We start from the raw sequence: 22,052 nt of genomic DNA, 5'->3' as shown, positions 1-22,052 counted from the left end.
GCTATGAGTTTGGAAACCTATCAGACAGACGGCTTTTTCGATGAACTGTTCGCCCAGTGCGGCACCCCTCATCCATCCGCCGCCCCCCTTATTGCAGAGATAAACGCTCTCGGGCGCGGCGACTTAAAGCGTCGCCAGAGACTGGCCGAAGATATTCTCTATCAGTCGGGTAACACCTTCAATGTCTATGGCGACAAGAAGGGCACCGAAAAGATTCTGCCCTTCGACATCATTCCGCGACTGATCTCCAGCGAAGACTGGGGACGGCTGGAAAAGGGCATTACCCAGCGCCTGCATGCCTTGAACCTGTTCATTCAGGACATCTACAACGACCAGAAAATACTGAAGGACAAAGTCATTCCGGCGGAGATGATCTTCTCGTCTGCCTGTTATCTCAAGCCTTGCGAAGGCCTGTCGCCGCCAAAGGGCATATGGACGCATATTTCCGGCACCGATTTTGTTCGTGATGCGGACGGCGAATTTTATGTACTTGAGGACAATCTGCGCTGCCCGTCAGGGATTTCCTATGTACTGGAAAACCGCGCGGTTCTGAAGCGCCTGTTCCCGCAAGGCTTTCAGACCCTTAAGGTGCGGCCCGTCTCTAACTATGGCGATCACCTTTACCAGACGCTGAAATTTATCGCGCCTCAGGGCAAGGACAACCCGAACATCGTCGTGCTAACGCCCGGCATCTACAACAGTGCCTATTTTGAACATGCCTATCTGGCGCAGCAAATGGGTGTGCCCCTGTGTCAGGGATCTGACCTTCTGGTGTCCGACGATAAGGTATTTATGCGCACGACCAATGGCCTTAAGCAGGTTGATGTCATCTATCGGCGCATCGATGATGAATTTATCGACCCCGAGATATTCCGTGAAGACTCGCTTCTGGGCGTCCCCGGCATTATGCGCTGTTATCGCAAAGGTACGGTGGCGCTGGCCAATGCGCCGGGGACAGGCATAGCTGACGATAAGGCCGTCTATGCCTATGTGCCCAAGATTATCAAATACTATCTCGGTGAAGACGCCATCAGCCCGAACGTCCCAACCTATATCTGTGAGGACGAGAAAGAGCGCAACTATGTGCTTGATAATCTTGATAAGCTGGTGGTAAAGGCGGTGAACCTGTCGGGCGGCTATGGCATGCTGATCGGTCCAAAATCGACCAAGGCCGAGCGTCAGGAATTCGCCAGACGCATCAAGGCCAAGCCGCGCGACTATATCGCCCAGCCCACCCTGTCGTTGTCACGCGCCCCTACCCTGACCTCCGGCGGCATAGAGGGCCGTCACGTCGATTTCCGCCCCTATTCCCTTTACGGTCAGGACATCTTCACCCTGCCCGGCGGCCTGACGCGGGTGGCGCTCAAGAAAGGGTCTCTGATCGTTAATTCGTCTCAGGGCGGCGGTTCCAAAGATACATGGGTCTTATCCGATACTGAGGAATCTCACCGTTACGCCGGAGAACGTCCCCATGCGTGACGCCTGCCTGTGCTGTCATAACCATAATCCCCAAACGGGAGCCATTTATGCTTAGTCGCGTTGCCAATTCACTTTACTGGATGTCGCGTTATCTGGAACGCGCCGAGAATGTCGCCCGCTTTGTCGATGTTAATACCCACCTTATGCTCGATCTGGCCCTGCCGGTCGATCAGACCCAGTGGCTGCCGCTGATTTCTGCGTCTGATGACGAAGACGATTTCAAGGCGCGTTATGAACATGCCGATGAGAAGTCCGTCGTCAGGTTCCTGACCTTTGACGATAAAAATCCGAACTCCATATTGTCGTGCATTAACAGGGCGCGGGAAAATGCCCGCACGATCCGCGAAGTCATCCCCGTCGATGTCTGGGAGCGTATCAACGAGCTTTATCACCTGACGCAGGCCCATAGCCGCAAACGCTCCGTCGGCGCGCTGGAAAGCTATTACAACGAGGTCCGCCGGTCAGGTAACCACTTCGCCGGCATGCTGATCAACGCCATGTCGCGCGACGAAAGCTGGCATTTTGCCCGCATGGGGCAATTGCTGGAGCGCGCCGACAAGACGGCGCGACTCCTGGATGTGAAATATTTCCTGCTCCTGCCCAAGGGTGAAGCGATCGACAGTCCCTATGATAATGTGCAGTGGGGCGCAGTGCTGAAATCGGTCAATGCGCTGGAAATGTACCGTCAGGAATATCACGCCATCAACTATCGTGATGTGACGCAATTTCTGCTGTTTTCCAAACGCTTCCCGCGTTCGGTGCATTTCAGCATCGACTATGCGTCTTCGGCCCTGTCCAATATCTGCTCTGGCATGCCCGCCAATAAGGCGCTCAGTGACATGTATGCGCTCAACCAGCGCTTCCTGCGCACGGATGCCACAAAGATACTGACATCGGGCCTGCATGAATTTATCGACGACCTGCAACTCAGCCTGAATCAGGCCGATCAGTCGATCTATGAGACCTTTTTCATGCGGTAATCCATGGGCCGGAAAGCAGGGATTGCCTGACTAAGGTTTCCACCATACCCTCCCCAAAATAATGGAGGGGATATGGTTCAGTTTCACAAATTCATCTGCGCGACCGTGTGTGGGGCGCTAGCAATAGGCACGGCGCATGCGGCGGAATTGCCTGATCCACGGTCGTCCAGCTATCGCGAATTACCGCTGATGCTTGACGAAACCGGTACGATCTATTCAAAGCTTACCATTTCCCGCACTAAACAGACCGGCGACCAGCAGACCAGCCATTCCTTTGAAACCCATGCGCGTTACGATTTCGAATGGGATGATGAGGCTGAGGCCTTCCGGGTGGTTAAAAGTACGCTTCCGCTGAAGTCATCCAATACGTCATTAAGTCAGGCTCCGGTTGACCTGAGCGATATGACCACGGTTTTTAAAACACTGGCGCAAATTAGCTATCAGGCTGATGAAAGCCTCTCGCCTGTTGAAATCCGCAACTGGCCTGAGCTTAAGGAAGATCTCAAGCGCATATTTCGTTCGGTATCCTTACCGGAAGGTACAACGAATGATTTTATGTTCAACCAGCTTTATGGGGGCATGGACGCCCAAACCGCCGCCCCTTACCTTCTGGAAGCTGAACTGTTCGCGGCCATACCGCACAACCTCGGCCTTGAGATAGGCAAGCCCCTAATAGATGACACGCCGCTAATGGTGCCTATGGGCAATTTTCCGCTCGACGCACAGGTCAGGCTTACCCTCACAAGCTGGGATGAGGCCAGTAACACCGCCAAAGTGCATTATCTCTTCGCGCCTAAGCCTGAAGCTTTGGATCACTTTATAAGAGTGCATCTGCCGGCAACGCTCAAGGCTGCCAATGCGCCACCGGATGTGCTTAAGATGATCGAAGATGCCGTTAAAGCTAAGGGGGCTGGCGATCTGTTCGAATCCAAAACCGAATGCCATTATGATATGGCCATTGATACCGGCCTCATCAGAAAGGGTGAATGCACCAAGCATACACGTATTAATCTGTTAGACAGCATGACGGCGCAAACCGACAAGTGGACATTCAGCGAAAGTTTTAATCCCTGAACCTGCCACAGGATTGTCCCAATGCCTCGCTCTAATGGCGTCAATGACTAAATAATGCTATCAGGGCAGGTATGGGGTTACGTGGTTTCATTCTGATATGGCTTGTGACTGGTCTGGGGGCGGTATCCGCTCAGGCCCAGACCAAGGCCGTGACTGATCCCGGCGACTATTACCAGATCCCTTTGAACCTGCCGGATAAGGCGGCCATCCGGCAGGTCATCCACAAAACCACCCAGATACGTCTGAACGATCAGACCGAGACCGCCACCTTCTCAGGTGAATATATCAGCCGCTTCACCGCAGATAAGGACGGATATCGCGTTACCAAAACAACCGTCTCCTCCAACCTGACACTTGAGGGGGATGTGACGGACGAAAAAAGCGACGACATGCAGAAACTGTCGGCTGCACTGACAGACGTCGGTGTCATAACCTATGTGGCCGATGTCAATCTGACGCCCTTGCGTATTGATGACTGGCCGCGTCTGAGGCGCGCCATAAAACAGTCCATGCGTAAGGCCGGTCTGATGAAACAAAAGCAGGAAGCGGCTTTTGATGCCCTCTATGAACGCATAAGCCCTGAAGTCGCCTCCGAGCTGTTTCTGCCTGAGGACGGGTTGCTGGCTATACCGCGCAATCTGGGCTTAAGCCTTGAAAACCCCTATGTGCTGGAATCAAAAATTGAGCCCCCGTTTGGTGGCGAAGCCCTCAGGACGCGCGAAACGCTCAAACTGACCCGGTGGGATGAGGCGGGACAAAAAGCCTATATCTCCTATCAGTCCGGCCCCGCCAAGGCCGATCTTGAGGCCTATGCCACGGCCATTCAGCCCGAACTGGATACGGCGGCGCGTCTGGATGCCGAGCAATATGGCTGGGCCTATAGGCCTGTCATCGAAGTGCAACTCGATATCAGCACGCGCTGTAATTATGAAATGAGCCTGCAAACAGGATTGGTGCTCAGGGCCGCCTGTTTATCTATCCGCGACATCCGCGTCGGCGATCAGATACAGTCCCAGCGTGAAAGCTGGTCTATGAGCGAAAGCTTCGTAGATTAGATATGAAAAGCAAAAATCAGCGAAGAACCGCTTCGAGCTGATTTTTTCCGCTATAATTCACATTAAAGTACACTGAGCGAAGCGAAGGACTTTAGAGCGATTGAGAAAAATGGTGGACCCGACAGGGATTGAACCTGTGACCCCTACGATGTCAACGAACAAGAAAATCAATAAAATCAAAGGCAAAGGCCAGTAAAACACCGCAACGGCACGCAAGGAAAATAAGGATTTCCGCGAATGCTGCGTGTCACGAGCGTGTCACAGGACACAAACCCCGATCCCGAACTGGCTGAACTTTTGGGCGGTTACCCGCCACCAGATAATCAAAAAGCCGCCCCTGCGGACACAGGGAACGGCTTTGAAACGGTAGAAGAAGCAGCAAACTTCGGAGTGGAATATACCGCCGATCTCGATGAATTGCTAGGGGGCGCGATTGCCGAAGACCCACTTTTTTCGCTTCGCCGGAAACTGATCGAAAACGGCTACAGGCCAATTCCTTGCGAGGGGAAGAAACCTGTCCTTGGGAACTGGGGGCAGCTTCACGCCACGGTCGACGACCTGCGCGGCTGGACGGCGCCGAACACCGGAATCGTACTGGGCAGCAACCTGGTCGCCGTCGACATCGATGTTCTCGACGCGCATGTGTCTGGTGAACTGATCGAACTTGCCTTGAACCTTGGCACCGGCCTGCCGTTAGTGCGGGCGGGTAAAAAACCAAAGACCCTTTTGCTTTATCGCACTGACACGCCCGTCCGTAAGCGTAAATCGACCGTCTTCACGGATGCGCAAGGGCAGACCGGTGCCGTTGAGATTCTCGGTGATGGACAGCAATTTATCGCATATGGGACTCACCCAGACACCGGCAAGCCCTACCAATGGCTGCCGGAAACCATGTCACCGGTCGACATCCCATTGGCTGACCTGCCCCTGATCGACCTCGACCGCCTCGATACCTTCATGGTCGAAGCTGAGGCTATACTTCGGGCCACCGGCTGGGACTACAAAGGAAAACCAGAAGCCGCACCGGTCGAACAGCATGACGATGATGATGACCTTCTTGATCTTCTGGAACCCGATCACGCCCGCATAAAAACTGCCCTGACTTTCATCGGCAGCGATGATCATGACGACTGGATTCGCGTGGGCATGGCCCTGCACCATGAATATCGAGGCAAGGAGTCGGGCCGTGAATTTTGGCACGAATGGTCGCGGGGTTCCGATAAGTACGATCCACGCGATCTGAATCGTCGCTGGAAATCGTTCGGTGACAAGGCTCACTCGGTCACTATAGCAAGCCTGTACGATCTGGCGAAGGCGGGCGGCTGGAATAAGAAAGCCGCCCTGCCGCCGTCACGTTTATCGTTCCTGTCACCCGACGATTGCGACAACGCGCCGTCACGGGGCTATCTCATTAAGGGCTTGATAGCGCCGCGTGATGTCGGTTGCATCTTCGGCGCACCTGGGGCCGGTAAATCCCTCATATCCCCCTGGCTGGGGTACGCTGTCGCGCAAGGGCGGGAGGCCTTCGGGATGCGCACGAAGGCGGGCGAAGTGTTCTATGTGGCCGCTGAAGACGAACACGGCATGAGGGGACGTGTCAAAGCCCTGAAAGCCGAACACGGCAATGCTGAAGCCTTTACGCTTGTCGGTGGCGTCTCGGATCTCCTGTCACCAGATTCGCCTGATCTGAAGGCGCTGAAAGAGGCTGTCGAAGCCCGCAAGCCCGCCCTGATCTTTATCGACACCTTAGCGATGGCGTTTCCCGGACTGGAAGAAAATTCTGCCGAAGCTATGGGGCGTGTCGTGAAGGCGGCACGTGACCTCACGGCATGGGGCGCGGCGGTCATCCTGATACACCACGACACTAAAGCCGAAGGCTCGACGCCGCGCGGGCATAGCCTCTTGAACGGCGCTCTCGACATGGCCCTGCATGTGCAGCCCCGCGATGAGTCTGGGGTGATCAGGGGGAAGCTGACCAAGAACCGCAACGGCTCTTGTGACCGTGATATCGCCTTCAGCATTGGCACCGTCGACATGGGCGTCGATGAGGACGGCGACACGCTCACCACGGCGATATGCAGACCGCTATCAGGTGCGGCGGCTGTCAAAGGGCCGAAGCTGTCACCGAGTGAACGGGCAGCTCTCGACGTTCTGCGTGATCTCGAAAACATCGATTTAAATCGATGTTCTGTCCCGGAAAGAGAGTGGCGGGAGGCCTGTATTTCCGGACATTTAGTGTCCGGCGCGGAAAATCCTGACAGCCGCCGCCGGACATTCGATAGAGCGTGCCGGACATTGGCCGGACATGGCTTGGTCGTGTTTAACGGCGACAATGTAAACACCAAAAAGCACCATGATTACAACGGGATAATTGACGATGCTTTTGATGAATGAAGTGTCCCGGACATTCCGGACATTGGCCGGACATGCGGCTTTGTCCGACCGCAGAAACCCGGACGGACACGGACATGCCTTTATATAGGCATGTCCGAATGTCCGGACTGACCGAAAACCGTCCTATCAAATGAAACCTCCCCACATGGAACAGATCAATTACACCACCCCGCCGCTTGTCGGTACAATCGAAGTTTTCGGCCGTCGCACAGTTCGACTCACCAAAGTGACGCCTTACATTCGTCTGCGTGACGGCATGCCAAGTTTTGTTCTGCACTGGCACGACAAACACGGCACACACTTCACCTCTGGTCTGAAGTCAAAGTCGCTTACCCGCGTCAAAGACAAAAACGTCGATCCTAATGAACGTTCACACGGCGAAGGTACCTCCGGCGTATCTGTGCTGCGGGGGGCGCAGACCGCGGCGCTTCAATCTCCACAAAATTTTTTGAAAAAGGATTCCGACCGTGAATCTTGATCTCGACGAATTGCTGGGCGGCACCCCGGCACCCAGACACCCCCACAATCGCCCCGAGATTGCCACAGAGGCCGATCTTGCCACCTTCTGGGACGTGAGTACCCGGCAGGTCAGAAAGCTGCTCTCGGACGGCGTCATCTCGAAACTCGACGGGCGGAATTATGACGTGCAGGTCTGCACTGCGGCTTACCTAAAACACCTGGCGCAAAAGCGGTCATCGGGCAATTCGACCCTCGAAGCCGAGAAGATTAGGCTCGCCCGTGAACAGGCCGACAAATTGGAACTTCAGAATGCTGCTGCCCGTGGTGAATATGTCGCCGCGTCCGATGTCCAAAACACCTGGGCAACGATCCTGCGCGATGTTCGGGCTTCGGCATTGGCGCTTCCTGGTCGCGTCCAGACTCGACTGCCGCACCTCACGGCGCATGACATCAAAATTATCGATTCCGAAATTCGCACTGTCCTGACGGAGCTTTCCCATGCAACCGATTGAACGCATCCGCCGTAATGCGCTTAAAGCACTTATGCCGCCGCCAAACATCCGACTGGCCGATTGGATCGAGGCGAATGTTCACTTGCCTGAAACCGTATCGGCGCTGTCTGGCCGCGTGACCCTTTGGCAATTTCAGAAGGGAATCTGCAACGCGATCGACGACCCGGCTATTGAGCGCGTGACGATCATAAAACCCGTCCGCGTGGGCTTCACCACTTTGCTGACGGCAACACTGGCCAATTATGTCGCAAACTCACCGGCACCTATACTAAATGTGCAGCCTACCGAGGCCGACGCACGCGATTATATGGTTTCGGATGTCGAACCGACTTTTCAGGCTTCACCGGCTTTGCGCGGCCTGCTGACCGATGATGCTGACGAATCGGGCAGGTCGACTCTGCTTTCCCGAAAATTCCCAGCCGGTTCGCTGAAGCTTGTTGCCGCCAAAAGTCCGCGCAACCTTCGCCGTCACACAGCGAAGATTCTTTTGATGGATGAGGTGGATGCGATGGAACCGGGACCAGAAGGCGATCCACTTATTCTTGCCGAACGGCGGACACTGACATTTGCTGATCGGAAAATAATCGCCGGATCGACGCCGGTTTTCGATCATGGGCCGGTTTCAAAGCTATATGCGAAATCGGATCAGCGTATCTTCGAGGTCCCGTGCCCCGACTGCGGCGACTTCACCGAAATCCTTTGGCAGCACATTCAATGGGATGAGGGAAAACCGGAGACTGCCTATTTCGCTTGCCCGCACTGCGGTAGCTGCGTCGATGAGCGACACAAGGTTGCTATGGTCGAAAAAGGCCGATGGCGGGCAACCGTACCAGAGGTGCAAGGCCATGCAGGTTTCAGGCTCAACGCTCTGATCAGCCCGCATAAAAACGCCTCATGGGGCCGACTGGCGGCTGAGTTTGTCGCGGCTAAGGATGATCCGGCCACATTACAGGTGTTTGTAAACACGCTTCTTGGGCAACCTTGGCGTGAAGCCGCTGACGATCTCGATGAAAGCGACCTGTTGAATCGTCGCGAACCGTTCGGGCTTACGGCGATGCCACCTGAAGCGCTGATCGTGACGGCGGGCGTCGACTGTCAGGATGATCGTCTTGAAATCGTGTTTCTGGGGCATGGAAAAACGGAAACGTTTATCTTGGGCCATATAGTGATCTGGGGACCGGTCGACGCAGACTCGACGTGGGTCGAACTGGACGATCTATTACGGCGGTCGTGGCCTCACCCGAATGGGGGAACCCTGCGCGTCGACGCGGCGGTCATCGATTCCGGTGATGGTGGGCACTCTGACACTGTGACAGCCTTCACGCGTTCACGTTATGCGCGGCGAGTCGTCGCGGGCAAAGGGGTTGCGGGGTTTTCACGTCCGTTCATTCAGCGATCCACTACAAAGGGCACACCCTTGTTCCTGATCGGTGTCGACGCGATTAAAAGCCAACTTTTCAACCGCCTGTCACGTGGTTCCGGCTTCCGTTTTTCGGCTGATCTGGAACCTGTCTTCTTTGAACAACTGGCCTCTGAAAGGCGCGTCGTTCGGTATGTGAAGGGTGCGCCGGTGAGAAGGTTTGAGCGCGTGCCGGGCAAACGGGCTGAAACTTTGGATGCGACGGTATACGCATTGGCGGCGCGGAATCTTGTGGGTACTGACCTTGACCGTCGCACTGAAGAATTGCAATCTGCAGCTGCGCACACACCAAAAGCGCGTTCCACAATTAAATCAAATTGGCTGTCCGGGGGAATATGATGACTGCTAATGATAAAACGCCCGACTATTCATGGGGCTGCCTGCCAATTATTGGCATTATATTGTTTTTCTTATTAAAAAGCTGTTTTGCAGATAAACCTTCTGCACCTGTCAAAGAACGTCCTCAATACAGCAATGACGGCATGACTTATAAACAACGCAATGCAGCGGCGGCAGTCGTCAGGTCTTCAGGTTACTGGTGTGAAAATCCGGTCTCTTTGCATGAGCAATTAACTGGTAGCACGATACAAGAGTACATTGTGATGTGCGACACTGGGGATAGGGTCGCAAGATACAAAATCAGGATGACACCTGAGGGAAACTTTGGAACTGTGCGCCCACTTTAACTCATACTTAAATAAGAGATAGAAGATTATCGTTTTCCGAGTATCACTTCAGCACAAAGACCTGTGAATCTGTCTGCGGCAACAATTGCTTTTCCCCTATCATCTAACAGCCAGTCTACAAAAAGATGATATTCATCCTCAGTCTGATACCCTGGGGCGAAACGATCTTCAAAATTCCAGACAGCAGGATGTAAATAACCAAAATTACCTGCATCATACCCCATAGGTTTAAGGGTCCAAACGATGTCATATTTACACTGATCAGGTGCTATCTTCGCTGCGTGTTCCATTTCAAAAACGGGATCAAAACCTCTTTCCATAAACGAATTTCCCCTCAGTGAATTGTCTTCTGTTCAAGCCAATCGACCAGGCTGACCGGCGGTTCAACCCCACTTGAGGCGAATTTCCACACAAGCGCAACCATAACCTGTTTAAGGTCATGACCACACTCACGCGCTTCCGAGATGATCTGGGCAACCTCATATCGCCGTTCGGCCTCACTCATTTCCGCAAAAGATTTCATCTGGTTTCTCCTTCTATTTAAAAGAAAAACGCCGTGCGGTGAAGGAGATCGACCGCACGGCGCCTTGCCGCAGAAGGAAATTGTCAGAACTTGGCCACCCTGACACTTGGCATAATGACATAAAAATCATCACCGTCAAGCAATTTGACACATCGAGATAAATAATGCGTCACGACCCTTGATAATTTGACTTAACGTGTTAGATGTAACGTCAACACGGAGTTTCTTTATGCGCACTTTTCTCGACATCACGGCAATAATCGCCGATGGGCAGCACCTCAGCGCCCGTTCTGTTCCGACACTGTTGCGCCGCGTGCGCTTATTCGACAAACATGGCCTCCTGCCCGTAGAACGTGAGGATACCGGACGCCGTGAAGGCCGTTTGGACGTTGACGGCGCATGTCTGGCCGCAATTTTTTGCGAACTGCTTGATATGGGTTTTGACGTGGAAATGTGCCGTGAAGTAGCCGCGCGAATCCGCAAATATGACCTGTATCGTGCTGACGATGCTCCACTTTTGGAGGCCGTCATCGATGCAATAGGCAATCAGTCGGCAGTCGCTCTTACCCTTCAACTAATTTTGAATGGCAAGGGGGAAAAGTTCCATCGTGTCCGGTTTGACGGAGCCGAAACCAAAGACCCGTTAGTCACAGAGACGCAGACACTTGAGCGCCAACTGGCTTGCGAAACGGTTCGCGGCGAAACGCGGCTCGACTTAAACGTCATCCTGGCCCCCGTCATTGCTGCTTACGGGGAATAACCTATGTTTGCCCGTGCCCGTGCAGCCATCGATATTCTGACCGGAAAGCGATCTGCCGCGCCTATAGCCACGCGCCGCTTCGATGGGGCGGCAGGCGGTCGCCGTGGTCACGGCATGGGCCAATTTGGGCCGATCCAGCCGGAAGTAAGCGCTGCCGGTGCGACGGTGCGAAGCCGCGCCCGTCACCTTGCGCACAATAACCCATGGGTCAGTCACGCCGTCGCAAATTGGGCAGGGGCGTTGGTGGGGGCGGGCATAGTCCCAACACCCAAGCACCCCGACTCCGCGACCCGTAAGTCCCTTATCACTCACTTCAATACATGGTCCGAACACGCCGATTTCGATGGCCTGACTGATTTTTGGGGTCTGCAAGCGGCGGTCGCACGGTCGCTGGTTACAGATGGTGAAGCGTTCCTGCACATCATCGAAACTGATGACGGCCCGCGCCTTCGCCTGATCCCTGCCGAACTAATCGACGAAAGCAAAACCCTTAACCTGTCGGACGGCGGCTTTATAGTCTCTGGTGTCGAGTTCGATGCTTTCGGTCGCCGTGTCGCCTACCATATTCTGCCGCAACGCCCGACAGACCTGTTTGCGACGTATGCGCCTGCCGTGCGCGTGTCTGCTGATGACATAATTCACGTCTTTAAGCCTCTCGCACCTGGGCAAGTTCGCGGCATTTCGTGGCTGGCACCGGTGATCCTTCCGGCGTCTGATTTCGACCAACTAACCGACGCCCTCCTGATGGGGGCAAAAATCGCGGCTATGCACTCCGGTTTCCTGGTCGACCAAAACGGAAACGGCACGTCGATTTTCGACGGTGAGCAAAACGGTAGCATTCTGGAAGGTGGAATCGAACCTGGAGCGCTCAAATATCTGCCGCAAGGATGGGATGTAAAATTTAATAGCCCCGGTCAAGCACAGGAACTTTCGTCCTTTATAAAGCTAAATCTGCAAAGCCTTGCTGCCGGTCTGGGGTTGCCCGAACACTTTGTTTCCGGCGACCTCACTGGTGCGAATTATTCCTCCCTGCGGGCGGGCCTGCTGCCGTTTCGCCAACGAGTCGAGCAAACGCAGTATGGGACTCTTGTTCCCCAGTTCTTGCGCCCCGTCTGGCGTCGCGTTGTTACTTCAGACGTTCTTTCCGGCGCCCTGGACGCCCCTGATTTTGAGGCCGCATCTGCCGACTACCTGTCGGCCGACTGGCTTCCCCCGAAGCCGCTGCAGGTTGATCCGCTCAAGGACACTGAGGCGACGGTCGCGGAAATAAACGCGGGCCTGACCTCGCGCCGGAAAGCCGTTGCGGAACGTGGATGGGACCTCGAAGACCTTGATGCCGAAATCGCCGCCGACCCCTTCAAACCAAAAGCTAAGGAGGCGACCGATGCCCGACAACCCGCAACCGATTGAAACCCGTAGCGCTCCGGCAACCTTCTCACCGGATACGCTGAATCTGGAAACCGGAACCGTCGAGGCCGTGATCAGCACCGGCGCACCCGTGCTACGTAAGGGTTATACCGAACGTCTTGCTTTAGGCCGTGAGAACGTCACCCTTGCGCCGCGCCTTCCGGTTCTCGATGCGCACCGGCAGGCCTCTATCAGCGACATCAAGGGCCAAGTGGTCGATGTGCGCTTTGAAGCGGGACGAATTATCGCAACTCTAAAAATCTCTGATCCCGTTGTCCTCGCTGCGATCGAACGCGGCGATGTGACTGGGGTTTCAATCGGATACTCGGTTTCCCAATGGAGCGACACCGCCGACGCTCAAGGAAGAAACCGCGTACGCACGGCCACAGCCTGGACTTTAAAAGAAGTCTCACTGGTGCCAGTCCCCGCCGATCCGTCGGCATTGCTACGGAGTACACACATGACTGAAATTACTGAACAACCGGCGGAAAATCTAAACGCCGACACCATCGAAACCCGCGCCGCGATTAGACAAATTGCCCGCACGGCCGGACTGGACTCACAATGGGCTGATGCGCAAATCGACGCTGACGCTACCGTAATCGAAGCCCGAGCCGCCGCCTTTGAGGCGATTCAAACACGCTCCCGTCAAACCCCTGCGATCCGCGTGGTGTCGGCTGGTGACGATCCTGCGGCCCAGCGTCGTGCGCGTGAGGACGCGCTTTACGCCCGTGCGTCCGGTACGGCCCCAAGTGATCAGGGCCGCGCCTATATGGGCGACACGCTGCGCGACCATGCACGCGCCATTCTTGAAACCAACGGCGTTTCGACCCGTGGCCTGTCTGCGGACGAAATCTTTTACCGCGCGATGCACACGACCTCGGATTTCAAAAATCTGCTGGTCAATACCGGCAACCGGACTTTGCTGCCGGCCTATGAAATCGCGCAAAGCCCGCTGAAAAAACTGGCACGCCAATCGACCTTAACCGATTTCCGCGCCGCCTCACGCCTGAAGCTGTCGGACATTGGGCTGCTCCAAAAGGTCACTGAGTCGGGTGAAATCAAATCAACGTCGCGTGGCGAAGCGGCAGAGTCTTATAAGCTGGACACATACGCCACGATTTTCAGCCTTTCACGGCAGGCGTTGATCAATGACGATCTCGGAGCCTTCAGAGACTGGGGCAACACCGCGGGCCGCATGGCTGCCGAAACAGAAACGAATGTGCTGGTGAACCTCCTGCTTTCTAATCCGCTGATGGGTGAAGACAACAAAGCATTATTCCATGCGGATCATGGCAACTTGGCTATCGGTGACCTCGATATCGACGCAATCCGTGCCGCCCGTCTTGCTCTGCGCACGCGAAAAGGTCTGGATGGCGTCACACCGATCAACGCCACCCCGCGCTTCCTGCTGATCTCACCGGATCAGGAAACCAAGGCCGACGACATTATGGCGATCTTGCATGACGCGACTGTCGACTTTGCGCCGGAACTGTTGCGCAATCTGTCGGTTCTGGTCGATCCCCGACTGCCTAATGGTAGCTGGTACGTCTTCGCCGATCCTGCCGCGCTGCCGGTTTTGGAATATGCTTACCTTTCAAGCGCGCAAGGCCCGCAAATGTCTTCGCGTGAAGGCTGGGACACTCTTGGTATGGAGTTCCGCGTCGTCCTGGACTTCGGTGCCGGTGCCATTGATCACCGTGGCGCATATAAAGGCGGCTAATCATGGCGTCGTTAAGCGATCTCACCAGATGGCGCGACGCGCTTCAGGAGGCCCGTTTTAGGGGCGTCCGGCGCGTCCGAGATCAGTCTGGCGAAGAAGTGGAATATAAATCGGACTCGGAAATGGCGGCGGCTCTGGCTGCCGTCGAGGCCGCGATCTCCGGCGCTTCCCAGTCTCACCCTAAAACGATCTATCTCAGAACCTCGAAGGGAATCTGATCATGCGAAACTACGTACAAAGAGGCCACAGCCTCACAATTCCCGCACCGGCTGACGTTCTTTCCGGTGGAATCGTCATTGTCGGCGAATTGATCGGCGTGGCCAACGGTGATGCCAAAACAGGCGATTCGGTCGATGTCGATACGGTTGGTGTATACGTCCTTCCAAAGGTCGCCGCACTGGCAATTGCCATTGGTGATCTGGTCTATTGGGACAGCACAAACAAGCTGGTGACGAAAACAGCTTCCGGCAACAAAAAGTTGGGTTACGCTGTCACGGCGGCCGCTAATCCGTCTGCCGTTGTAAACATCCGCCTGGTGCCGACTGTCTAACATGTCGAATCTCGCCCTGTTTCCCAAACTTATGTCTGAAAAAGAAGCCTCTGAAATGCTTGGCATTTCCGTCGACACGATTCAGCGCATTCGGAAACGGGGCGAAATTGCCTTCAGGAAAATCGGAGGCCGTTATAGATATACGATTTCCGATCTGAATGAATACGCAGAAAATCAAAGAGTAGAGCCATGCCAAAGGGTACAAAAATCAGCGAAATCGGGGGCTTCTGGCTCTCACAACGCGCCCGCTCCCCTTTCTGGCACATCACATGGTTCGATTCCCGCACTCGACAGACAAAACGCCTCTCAACTGGCACAAGCGATCTTCGGGAAGCCGAAATAAAACTTGCCGAACACGTCACGACGCACGCCCATATACGCGACGTAAAGCCTGTAGAAATGCCTCTGGCGACCGTTCTGATCCGCTATTGGCAAGGTCACGCCTCCAAAATCGCAAGTAAGGTGCAGGCTAAGATCAGCCTCGCGCTTTGGAATGAATTTTTCGGGGATGACCTTGTTTCCGATCTGTCGATTGACCGGCAGGAAGCCTTCATGGTCTGGCTGAAAGCCAAGGGGCACAAGAACGCATATGTAAGCCGCACCATGTCTGTAGGCCGCGCTGCTATCCGTCGCGCCTGGCAACGTGGTGAAATCACCTCTGCCCCCTTCATTATAGATGAACGTGACCGCTCTGATGAGGATGAGCCTTACCGCTTATCAAAAGCTGAAATGCGCAAGCTGCTGAAAACAGCACAAGACTGGCCTCACCTTTACATCTTTATGATGATCTCTCTGAACACCTTGGCGCGCCCTGGGGCCGTGCTGGATCTCTCACCGTTTCAAATTGATCTCGACTCACGCCTGATCGACCTAAACCCGCATGGCCGGAAGCGCACAAAAAAGGGGCGTCCTGTCGTCCCTGCGACCGAAACCATACTGCCTTTCGTGACACGCAGAGACGTATCGCGTTTTGTGAATTGGCACGGGAAGCCGATTCAATCTATCAAGAAAGGATTCGCTACTGTCGTTAAAGCCGCTGGACTGCCTAAGGATGTCACGCCTTACAGCCTCCGGCACACGATGGCTGCGGAATTACGTGCCAGAGGGGTGCCCGCTTGGGAGGTCGAAGGCCTTCTTGGGCATAAACTTCCGGGCGTAACTGAAAAGTATGCGAAATTCGCTCCTGATTACCTCGGACACGGGGCCAAGGCGATCGACGCATATTTCACCGATCTGTTGAATTCTAAGGAGAATTTCGACGGATTTAATATCAATCGCGTGCCACTTGCGTTGCACACTGACCTATCGCCTAAAGACGAATTGATCAATTTTTCAATGATTTCAAAGGGAAAAATGGTGGACCCGACAGGGATTGAACCTGTGACCCCTACGATGTCAACGTAGTGCTCTCCCGCTGAGCTACGAGTCCACTTTTATCTTTGCGAGGCGCGCTGTATAACCTTGGCGTCTGGCTTTAGCAAGCGCAAATGATCAGCTTTTCCCCAGAAAGCTTATGTCAGCTTAGGCCGCAATCAGACGCTCGACCTCAGTGACGATTTCGCGCAGATGCACGGGCTTTTCCAGAACGGTCGCCTCAGGGGCCGCCTTCTGGGCATTGAGTGCCACAGCCGCAAAACCGGTAATAAACATGATTTTCAGGCCCGGTTGGCGTTGCGAGGCGATTTTGGCCACTTCGATACCATCCGCGCCCGGCATGACAATGTCGGTCAGAAGCAGGTCAAACGGCCCCTGATCGAGCGCTTCGATCGCGCTGTCGCCATCGGCGCAACTGATTACGTCGTAGCCCGCCCGTTGCAGGGCGCGCGTCAGAAAGCTGCGGACGGAATCTTCGTCTTCTGCCAGAAGTATCTTGGTCATCTTTTTCCTTGCCCCCAATAGTATGCTACGGTGCAATCATATCGCCCCGTATGTAAATTAGGGATGAAGAGATCGCAAATTTGTCTTATCAAGCCTTTAATGCCCGATCCATCTCTTTCAGATAATCAGCAACCGGCGTCAGCAGACCCTCCGGCCTTTGACCTGCGCAACACAGACGCTTCGGCGGCGGTGAATGGGCTGGTGTTTGCCGTACCGCATTCCGGTCGCTACCTGCCGCCTGATTTCCTCAAAGCGGCGCGTTATGATGAAACCACCCTCCGGTCGACCGAGGACGCCTTTGTTGATGAGCTGATCGGCTTTGACGCCCTGCTCCTGCCCTGTATTCGGGCGCGATACGGGCGGGCCTATGTTGATGTCAATCGCCATCCGCTGGAGCTTGATCCCCGCCTGATCAGCGATACTCTCCCCAGAGGTACGCTCAGCCATAGCCTGCGGGTCAAGGCCGGATACGGGGTCATCCCGCGCAGCCTTTCGGGCGGCAGGGATATCCACCTGCACCCCATTCGCTATGGCGAGGCCATCAGGCGTCTGCAAACCGTACACGCGCCCTATCACAGGGCCTTGCGGCAACTGATTGCCGATATCCGCTCAGCACACACACAGGTACGGCTTATTGACTGGCATTCCATGCCGGCCTCATCCGTGACGCAAAGCGGCGCCGACATTGTTCTGGGGGATCTGTTTGGCGAAAGCTGCCAGCCTACCCTGACGCAATTTGTCAAAAAGCGCTTGCAGGATAGCGGGCTTAAGGTGGCACTCAACCAGCCCTTTGCCGGTGGCTATACGCTGGAGCATCACGCAGAACCGGGCAAAGGTATTGAGGCCTTGCAGATCGAGATCAACCGCGCCCTCTATATGGATGAAGCGAGTCTTACACCGCATCAGGGTTTTGACCGGCTGCAAGCCATTCTGCGTAAGCTGATCAATGAACTGAAAGGCGGCGACCTGCAGTAAAGATAAAAAAAAGGCCGCGCATCTCGGCGCGGCCCAAGTCTACAGGGAGGAAACGCCCAGGAAGGGCATCGACGTAAAAACGTCGAACAAGTTGAATGTAGTTTGCAGCGCACAAAAACTCAAGCAAGGATTACGCACGACGTGATCACATATAGTAACAATAGCGGCCTGATCGCGCCAAATCGTGTGATTATTCGTGACAAAATAAGGCCATATTTGAAAAGGCCATTTCAGACCCGCCATCTCACAAATGGTGCACCGCCACATTTACGGCTCTTTTTCGCCCCTGAGCACGCGCTCATTGTCCTTGATTTCGTTTTCGTAAATCGGACGGGTATGGGTCGGATACGGATGCTCGGACAGGAGAATACGCATCTGGCGCAGGCCACGCGACGCGCGCGAGCGTGACTGACGCCAGACCAGAAGCGCGGTTGCACCAAGGCTGGCGGCAATCAATGCCCAGGGACCAAACAACCAGGCGGCGGCCGCCAGAGAATAGTAGTAGCCCCGCACCCCTTGCGAAAAATTCGACATGGCCGGTTCAATAATATCGGTGATTGCCTTGCTGAAAGCTTCGGCGGTTTCCTCATCGACATTATCCGGCACCGCGCCCATGCAGGCCACACAATAGTTGGTCTGACGCAGCGCCCAGATGAAATCGAGCAAACCACGTGACAGACAGACCATCACCAGAGCCAGCTTGGTCATCAGAAATTCGGACGACGTGTCAATACCCAGCGAATGCACGCTGTTATAGGACAGGTTGCCGGTAAAGATCGCCCCGCCGACCGCCGCAATAAGGATCAGGTTGGCCGAGGCAAAGAAACTGGTCGAATTGACGCTGTGGCCGATCAGGTTGGAATCGTACATCTTGAAGCTGCGGATGACCATTTCCTTCATCCACGCCCGCCGGACAAAGGACATATCCCTGACCGGGACGCCCGAGGCTTTTGACGACAGCTTGAGGATGGGCTCATAGCCTATCCAGCAGAGCAGAAACACCAGAAGTGCTACAAAATCATACCAGCTTCCGAACAGGGCAACGAACTTGTCCACAACCCGAATCTCCCATTATTTTCTGCCAGAGCCTAATCCAGCCCCATTAGATTATCCATGCATAAGCCGGAATTGTCCGGTTTAAAGCGTGGCTTGTCCCTAATCCGTAACGAAATATACCTTAAGGATCGGTATTAAGGACACTCTTCGCTTGTGCAAAAAGGGTTCACCCCTTAAAGACAAGCCAACTTTATTCCACCGAAACATCGAAGATTATAAAGAATATGAATATCGATAAAATCTCTGTTGGTCATAATGCGCCGTGGGACATTAATGCCATTATCGAAATCCCTCAGGGCGGGATGCCGGTAAAGTATGAACTGGATAAGGATTCTGGGGCGCTTTTTGTTGACCGTTTCCTCTATACCTCCATGTTCTATCCGGGCAATTACGGCTTCATTCCCCACACATTGGCGGATGATGGCGATCCCTGTGATGTGCTGGTGGTCGGGCCTGTGCCGGTTTATCCCGGCGTGGTGATCCGCTCGCGTCCGATCGGCGTGCTTTTGATGGAAGACGAAGCGGGTAAGGACGAAAAAATCCTCGCCGTGCCGGTCGATAAGCTGCACCCCTTCTACACCAATATCTCAAGCTATCGTCAGATGCCGACGATCCTCATCGAGCAGATAACCCACTTCTTTGCCCACTACAAAGACCTTGAAAAGGGTAAGACCACCAAGGTTCTGGGTTGGGGCGATCCGGAAGAAGCCGCGCAACTGATCCGTGAAGGTCAGGAACGTCTGGCGCAAAAAATCGGCTAAGGCCGGTTTAGTGTCTTTAATAAAAAAAGCCTTTCCGAAATGGAAAGGCTTTTTTTTATGGCTTGGTCGGTGAGGCCACCCGCTCTGGCACATCACTCAGTTCATAGGCGACAAATTCAGCCGGTGACGGTGCCTGAACCGCAATGGCATGCACCTCACCTTCCGGTTCAGTAACCGCCGTATGGGTGACTTCGTGCGTGTCATCCTCTGCCTCAGGTTCAAGGAGACGGGAATCGAATGCTTCTGTCTCTGCCTGAGGTGTGGGCGCATCCAGTTCAGTTGCCGGGGGCTCTGTTGCGGGCGTGGCCTGTTCAAAAACATAGCCCAGCAAGACATCGAACTCGTCCCAGAATTGCTGACGATACTCATCGAGCTCCATCAGGATTTCGTGCTCGGCACCTGCCACCTCGACATAGCGGCCCAGCGGCAATTTGCGGGCAAAAGCCTTCGAAGGCTGACGCATGATCAGGCTGTCGTCGCCGGAACAGATGATGCTGACCGGCGTTTTGACCTTTTTGACCAGCTTGCCCTTATCGCGGATCAGGGTCTCGCCCAGCTTGAGGGCGAAATGCAGCCAGCCCCAGGTCGGTGAACCAATCCCCAGATGCGGGCAGGCAAACAATTGTTCACGCCACAGATTATAGCGGCGCTCATCATGGGTCAGAGCGTCGCGCTCAAAAGTATGTTCAAACGGATCATCGAACAGTTCCGGCACATAGTCAGACGACAGGCCGTGGCGCACTTTCCAGTCGGTCTGGAAGGTCACCGCCCACAGGGAATGACGACCGGTCTTGACCCTGAGCATCGGGTTAATGAAAATCGCCCCTGATATCCGCGTCTCACCCTGTATCAGGGTCGCCAGATTGAGCGCCGCCCCCATAGAATGGCCGATCATCAGCCAGGGCTTGGGCGCGCGATCTTCAAACGCATCAAGAAGGCGCTGATAGTCATCCAGATATTCAGACTCAGACCGCGCATGGCCCTTAAGGCGATCTGGCATCAGGCGCGCCGACAGGCCTTGCCCGCGCCAGTCATGGACAACCACCGCAAAGCCGCGCGCCAGCAGGTCGCCTACCACCTCATAATATTTTTCGACGGGTTCGGTCCGCCCCGGACTGACAAATACGGTACCTCTGGCGGTTCCTTCAGGCTGCCAGAAGCCAAGCCGCAGGCGTAAACCGCCCGCCCCTCGGTACCATTCCCCGACACCACCCGCAGGCGGGCGTGCTTCGGGGATGGCCATCAAAGGGGCCTGAGACGACAGGGCGGCGATACGGCTCACGAGAAACTATCCGGGTTTTTTGAATTTCAACGTCATTCGGTCACTTTCACCGATTGATTCGTAGAGTGTACCATCAAATTCCGGATTTGGCGGCTCCCCCCGTGGAGAGGTTAACCTTTGTGGCGGCAAAGTCCATACCCCAAACGGATGGGCCTTATTATCCTTGGGGTTAGCATTTATTTCACTGGCCTCAACAAATTCAAAGCCCGCCTCACTGGCCAGTTGTTTGACGAAAGGTTCCTGCACATAGCCGTTGGTCGCGGCCGGGTCCTGAACATTCCCAACATCAGCGCGGTGCTGCTCTATGCCCAGTATGCCGCCCGGCTTAAGGACGCCAAAGGCATCAGCAAAAGCCTTTTCAGCAATACCCGCCGCCATCCAGTCATGCAGGGTCAGGAGGAACAGCACACAGTCCGCGCTGGCCGGATCACCCAGCCCCGTCGTCTGCGGGCCAAAGGCCGTATAGGTAATATCACCATATAGCTTTTTGTCGGCATCCAGCTGCGCCTTGTACTGGGCATTGAGCGTGTCCGCATCGGAGCCTTCTGCGGCCTCGATCAGGGCGGCAACATACTGCCCCTTGCCGCGCGCCAGCCAGGGCGCCAGAATGCCGGTCATATAGCCGCTGCCCGGCCAGACATCTATGACCGTATCACGCGGGTCAATGCCAAAAAACTCTATGGTCTCAATGGGGTGACGGAAGCGGTCGCGATCACGGTGCGAGGCATTGCGCCAGTTCCCTTCAATCGCCCAGATCAGCGAACCTTCTTCGGGCTTGCCCGGCACCGGCGCTTCTTCTTCGGGGGCCTTCGTGCAGGCGGGCAACAAAGCGGCCACCGCGCCGCCCATGCCGATACGCCGCAGCCAGTCGCGCCGGTTAAGACGCATATATTGTGAAACTGTTTGCCCGTCTGTCAAAAGCCGCACCTCAATCCAAGCCACACTGATTTCGCTTAAGGCCGCCAATCCCCTGCGGCCAGTTCGGGACTAAAGCCCCGAAACAGAGGAAGCGAAGTTAGGGGGAACGCCTGCAAAGGTCAAAGCCGAATCGCCCGCCAAAGCGCCTAAAAAACGCCAA

At 55.0% G+C, this 22,052-nt stretch carries 24 protein-coding genes and 1 tRNA gene; 18 read left to right on the top strand and 7 right to left on the bottom strand.

Going from position 1 to position 22,052, the window contains the following annotated elements; genetic code table 11:
• Window positions 1-3: 3 nt before the first annotated feature.
• From E5201_RS13350 to E5201_RS13310, 9 genes are all read left to right on the top strand, one after another.
• Entirely contained in the window at window positions 4-1,479 is a 1,476-nt protein-coding gene (locus E5201_RS13350; protein WP_140986846.1) for a circularly permuted type 2 ATP-grasp protein, read from the top strand.
• Between the two features lie 47 nt (window positions 1,480-1,526).
• On the top strand, window positions 1,527-2,459 hold the full coding sequence (locus E5201_RS13345; RefSeq protein WP_140986844.1) for an alpha-E domain-containing protein: 933 nt from the start codon (window positions 1,527-1,529) through the stop codon (window positions 2,457-2,459).
• A gap of 72 nt (window positions 2,460-2,531) precedes the next feature.
• Window positions 2,532-3,533 (top strand): hypothetical protein, encoded by a 1,002-nt coding sequence (locus E5201_RS13340; protein ID WP_140986842.1) that lies wholly within the window; start codon window positions 2,532-2,534, stop codon window positions 3,531-3,533.
• 71 nt (window positions 3,534-3,604) lie between these two features.
• The gene (locus E5201_RS13335; RefSeq protein ID WP_140986840.1) at window positions 3,605-4,588 is read left to right on the top strand and encodes a hypothetical protein; all 984 of its coding nucleotides are present in this window, start codon (window positions 3,605-3,607) and stop codon (window positions 4,586-4,588) included.
• A gap of 237 nt (window positions 4,589-4,825) precedes the next feature.
• Entirely contained in the window at window positions 4,826-6,982 is a 2,157-nt protein-coding gene (locus E5201_RS13330) for an AAA family ATPase (RefSeq protein WP_140986838.1), read from the top strand.
• Window positions 6,983-7,127: 145 nt separating this feature from the next.
• Window positions 7,128-7,460 (top strand): hypothetical protein, encoded by a 333-nt coding sequence (locus E5201_RS13325; protein WP_140986836.1) that lies wholly within the window; start codon window positions 7,128-7,130, stop codon window positions 7,458-7,460.
• Window positions 7,450-7,953, top strand: a complete 504-nt coding sequence (locus E5201_RS13320) for a terminase small subunit (protein WP_181404640.1) — start codon at window positions 7,450-7,452, stop codon at window positions 7,951-7,953. Before E5201_RS13325 ends, E5201_RS13320 begins: the two co-directional genes overlap by 11 nt.
• The gene (locus tag E5201_RS13315; RefSeq protein WP_140986832.1) at window positions 7,940-9,712 is read left to right on the top strand and encodes a phage terminase large subunit family protein; all 1,773 of its coding nucleotides are present in this window, start codon (window positions 7,940-7,942) and stop codon (window positions 9,710-9,712) included. The genes E5201_RS13320 and E5201_RS13315 overlap by 14 nt, the downstream gene beginning before the upstream one ends.
• Window positions 9,712-10,059, top strand: coding sequence for a hypothetical protein (locus E5201_RS13310; RefSeq protein ID WP_219993638.1), 348 nt, complete (start codon window positions 9,712-9,714; stop codon window positions 10,057-10,059). The genes E5201_RS13315 and E5201_RS13310 overlap by 1 nt, the downstream gene beginning before the upstream one ends.
• Before the next feature lie 26 nt (window positions 10,060-10,085).
• On the opposite strand, the gene E5201_RS13305 is transcribed toward E5201_RS13310, so the two are convergent.
• Both E5201_RS13305 and E5201_RS13300 read right to left on the bottom strand, forming a co-directional pair.
• Entirely contained in the window at window positions 10,086-10,379 is a 294-nt protein-coding gene (locus E5201_RS13305; RefSeq protein ID WP_140986828.1) for a hypothetical protein, read from the bottom strand.
• A 14-nt stretch (window positions 10,380-10,393) separates the two neighbouring features.
• Window positions 10,394-10,582, bottom strand: a complete 189-nt coding sequence (locus E5201_RS13300; RefSeq protein WP_140986826.1) for a hypothetical protein — start codon at window positions 10,580-10,582, stop codon at window positions 10,394-10,396.
• A 229-nt stretch (window positions 10,583-10,811) separates the two neighbouring features.
• Here E5201_RS13300 and E5201_RS13295 point away from each other — a divergent pair, with 229 nt between their 5' ends.
• From E5201_RS13295 to E5201_RS15145, 7 genes are read left to right on the top strand one after another with little or no spacing between them, the layout of a single operon-like run.
• Window positions 10,812-11,342, top strand: a complete 531-nt coding sequence (locus E5201_RS13295) for a hypothetical protein (protein ID WP_140986824.1) — start codon at window positions 10,812-10,814, stop codon at window positions 11,340-11,342.
• A 3-nt stretch (window positions 11,343-11,345) separates the two neighbouring features.
• The gene (locus E5201_RS13290) at window positions 11,346-12,752 is read left to right on the top strand and encodes a phage portal protein (protein ID WP_140986822.1); all 1,407 of its coding nucleotides are present in this window, start codon (window positions 11,346-11,348) and stop codon (window positions 12,750-12,752) included.
• Entirely contained in the window at window positions 12,727-14,472 is a 1,746-nt protein-coding gene (locus E5201_RS13285; protein ID WP_140986820.1) for a prohead protease/major capsid protein fusion protein, read from the top strand. The genes E5201_RS13290 and E5201_RS13285 overlap by 26 nt, the downstream gene beginning before the upstream one ends.
• 2 nt (window positions 14,473-14,474) lie before the next feature.
• A complete protein-coding gene (locus E5201_RS13280) occupies window positions 14,475-14,690 on the top strand; it encodes a phage head-tail joining protein (RefSeq protein WP_140986817.1) in 216 nt (71 codons plus the stop codon).
• Between the two features lie 2 nt (window positions 14,691-14,692).
• Window positions 14,693-15,022 carry a DUF2190 family protein gene (locus E5201_RS13275; RefSeq protein WP_140986815.1) on the top strand — a complete coding sequence of 110 codons (330 nt, stop codon included), beginning with the start codon at window positions 14,693-14,695 and terminating at the stop codon, window positions 15,020-15,022.
• A gap of 1 nt (window position 15,023) precedes the next feature.
• Window positions 15,024-15,365, top strand: coding sequence for a helix-turn-helix domain-containing protein (locus E5201_RS15035; RefSeq protein WP_140986813.1), 342 nt, complete (start codon window positions 15,024-15,026; stop codon window positions 15,363-15,365).
• 56 nt (window positions 15,366-15,421) lie between these two features.
• The gene (locus E5201_RS15145) at window positions 15,422-16,426 is read left to right on the top strand and encodes a tyrosine-type recombinase/integrase (protein ID WP_425456584.1); all 1,005 of its coding nucleotides are present in this window, start codon (window positions 15,422-15,424) and stop codon (window positions 16,424-16,426) included.
• Here the strand turns inward: E5201_RS15145 and E5201_RS13260 are convergent.
• Window positions 16,377-16,451: transfer RNA gene (locus tag E5201_RS13260), tRNA-Val, on the bottom strand. The two genes, E5201_RS15145 and E5201_RS13260, sit on opposite strands and share 50 nt — an antisense overlap.
• A 92-nt stretch (window positions 16,452-16,543) precedes the next feature.
• Entirely contained in the window at window positions 16,544-16,900 is a 357-nt protein-coding gene (locus E5201_RS13255; RefSeq protein ID WP_140986811.1) for a response regulator, read from the bottom strand.
• A gap of 99 nt (window positions 16,901-16,999) precedes the next feature.
• Between E5201_RS13255 and E5201_RS13250 the strand changes: the two genes are divergently transcribed.
• On the top strand, window positions 17,000-17,875 hold the full coding sequence (locus E5201_RS13250; RefSeq protein ID WP_140986809.1) for an N-formylglutamate amidohydrolase: 876 nt from the start codon (window positions 17,000-17,002) through the stop codon (window positions 17,873-17,875).
• A 267-nt stretch (window positions 17,876-18,142) separates the two neighbouring features.
• On the opposite strand, the gene E5201_RS13245 is transcribed toward E5201_RS13250, so the two are convergent.
• Window positions 18,143-18,931 carry a DUF599 domain-containing protein gene (locus E5201_RS13245; protein ID WP_140986807.1) on the bottom strand — a complete coding sequence of 263 codons (789 nt, stop codon included), beginning with the start codon at window positions 18,929-18,931 and terminating at the stop codon, window positions 18,143-18,145.
• Between the two features lie 224 nt (window positions 18,932-19,155).
• On the opposite strand from E5201_RS13245, the gene ppa reads away from it, so the two are divergent.
• On the top strand, window positions 19,156-19,692 hold the full coding sequence (gene ppa / locus E5201_RS13240) for an inorganic diphosphatase (RefSeq protein ID WP_140986805.1): 537 nt from the start codon (window positions 19,156-19,158) through the stop codon (window positions 19,690-19,692).
• 55 nt (window positions 19,693-19,747) lie between these two features.
• Here the strand turns inward: ppa and E5201_RS13235 are convergent, their stop codons facing one another.
• Together E5201_RS13235 and E5201_RS13230 are read right to left on the bottom strand one after the other, a co-directional pair.
• On the bottom strand, window positions 19,748-20,974 hold the full coding sequence (locus E5201_RS13235; RefSeq protein ID WP_140986803.1) for an alpha/beta fold hydrolase: 1,227 nt from the start codon (window positions 20,972-20,974) through the stop codon (window positions 19,748-19,750).
• Between the two features lie 6 nt (window positions 20,975-20,980).
• A complete protein-coding gene (locus tag E5201_RS13230; RefSeq protein WP_140986801.1) occupies window positions 20,981-21,862 on the bottom strand; it encodes a class I SAM-dependent methyltransferase in 882 nt (293 codons plus the stop codon).
• Window positions 21,863-22,052 lie beyond the last annotated feature (190 nt).

The sequence above is a fragment of the Asticcacaulis tiandongensis genome, assembly GCF_006475605.1.
Classification (GTDB): domain Bacteria; phylum Pseudomonadota; class Alphaproteobacteria; order Caulobacterales; family Caulobacteraceae; genus Asticcacaulis; species Asticcacaulis tiandongensis.
Note: the sequence above shows the minus strand (reverse complement) of the source record. Positions and strands in the feature narration are given on the sequence as shown.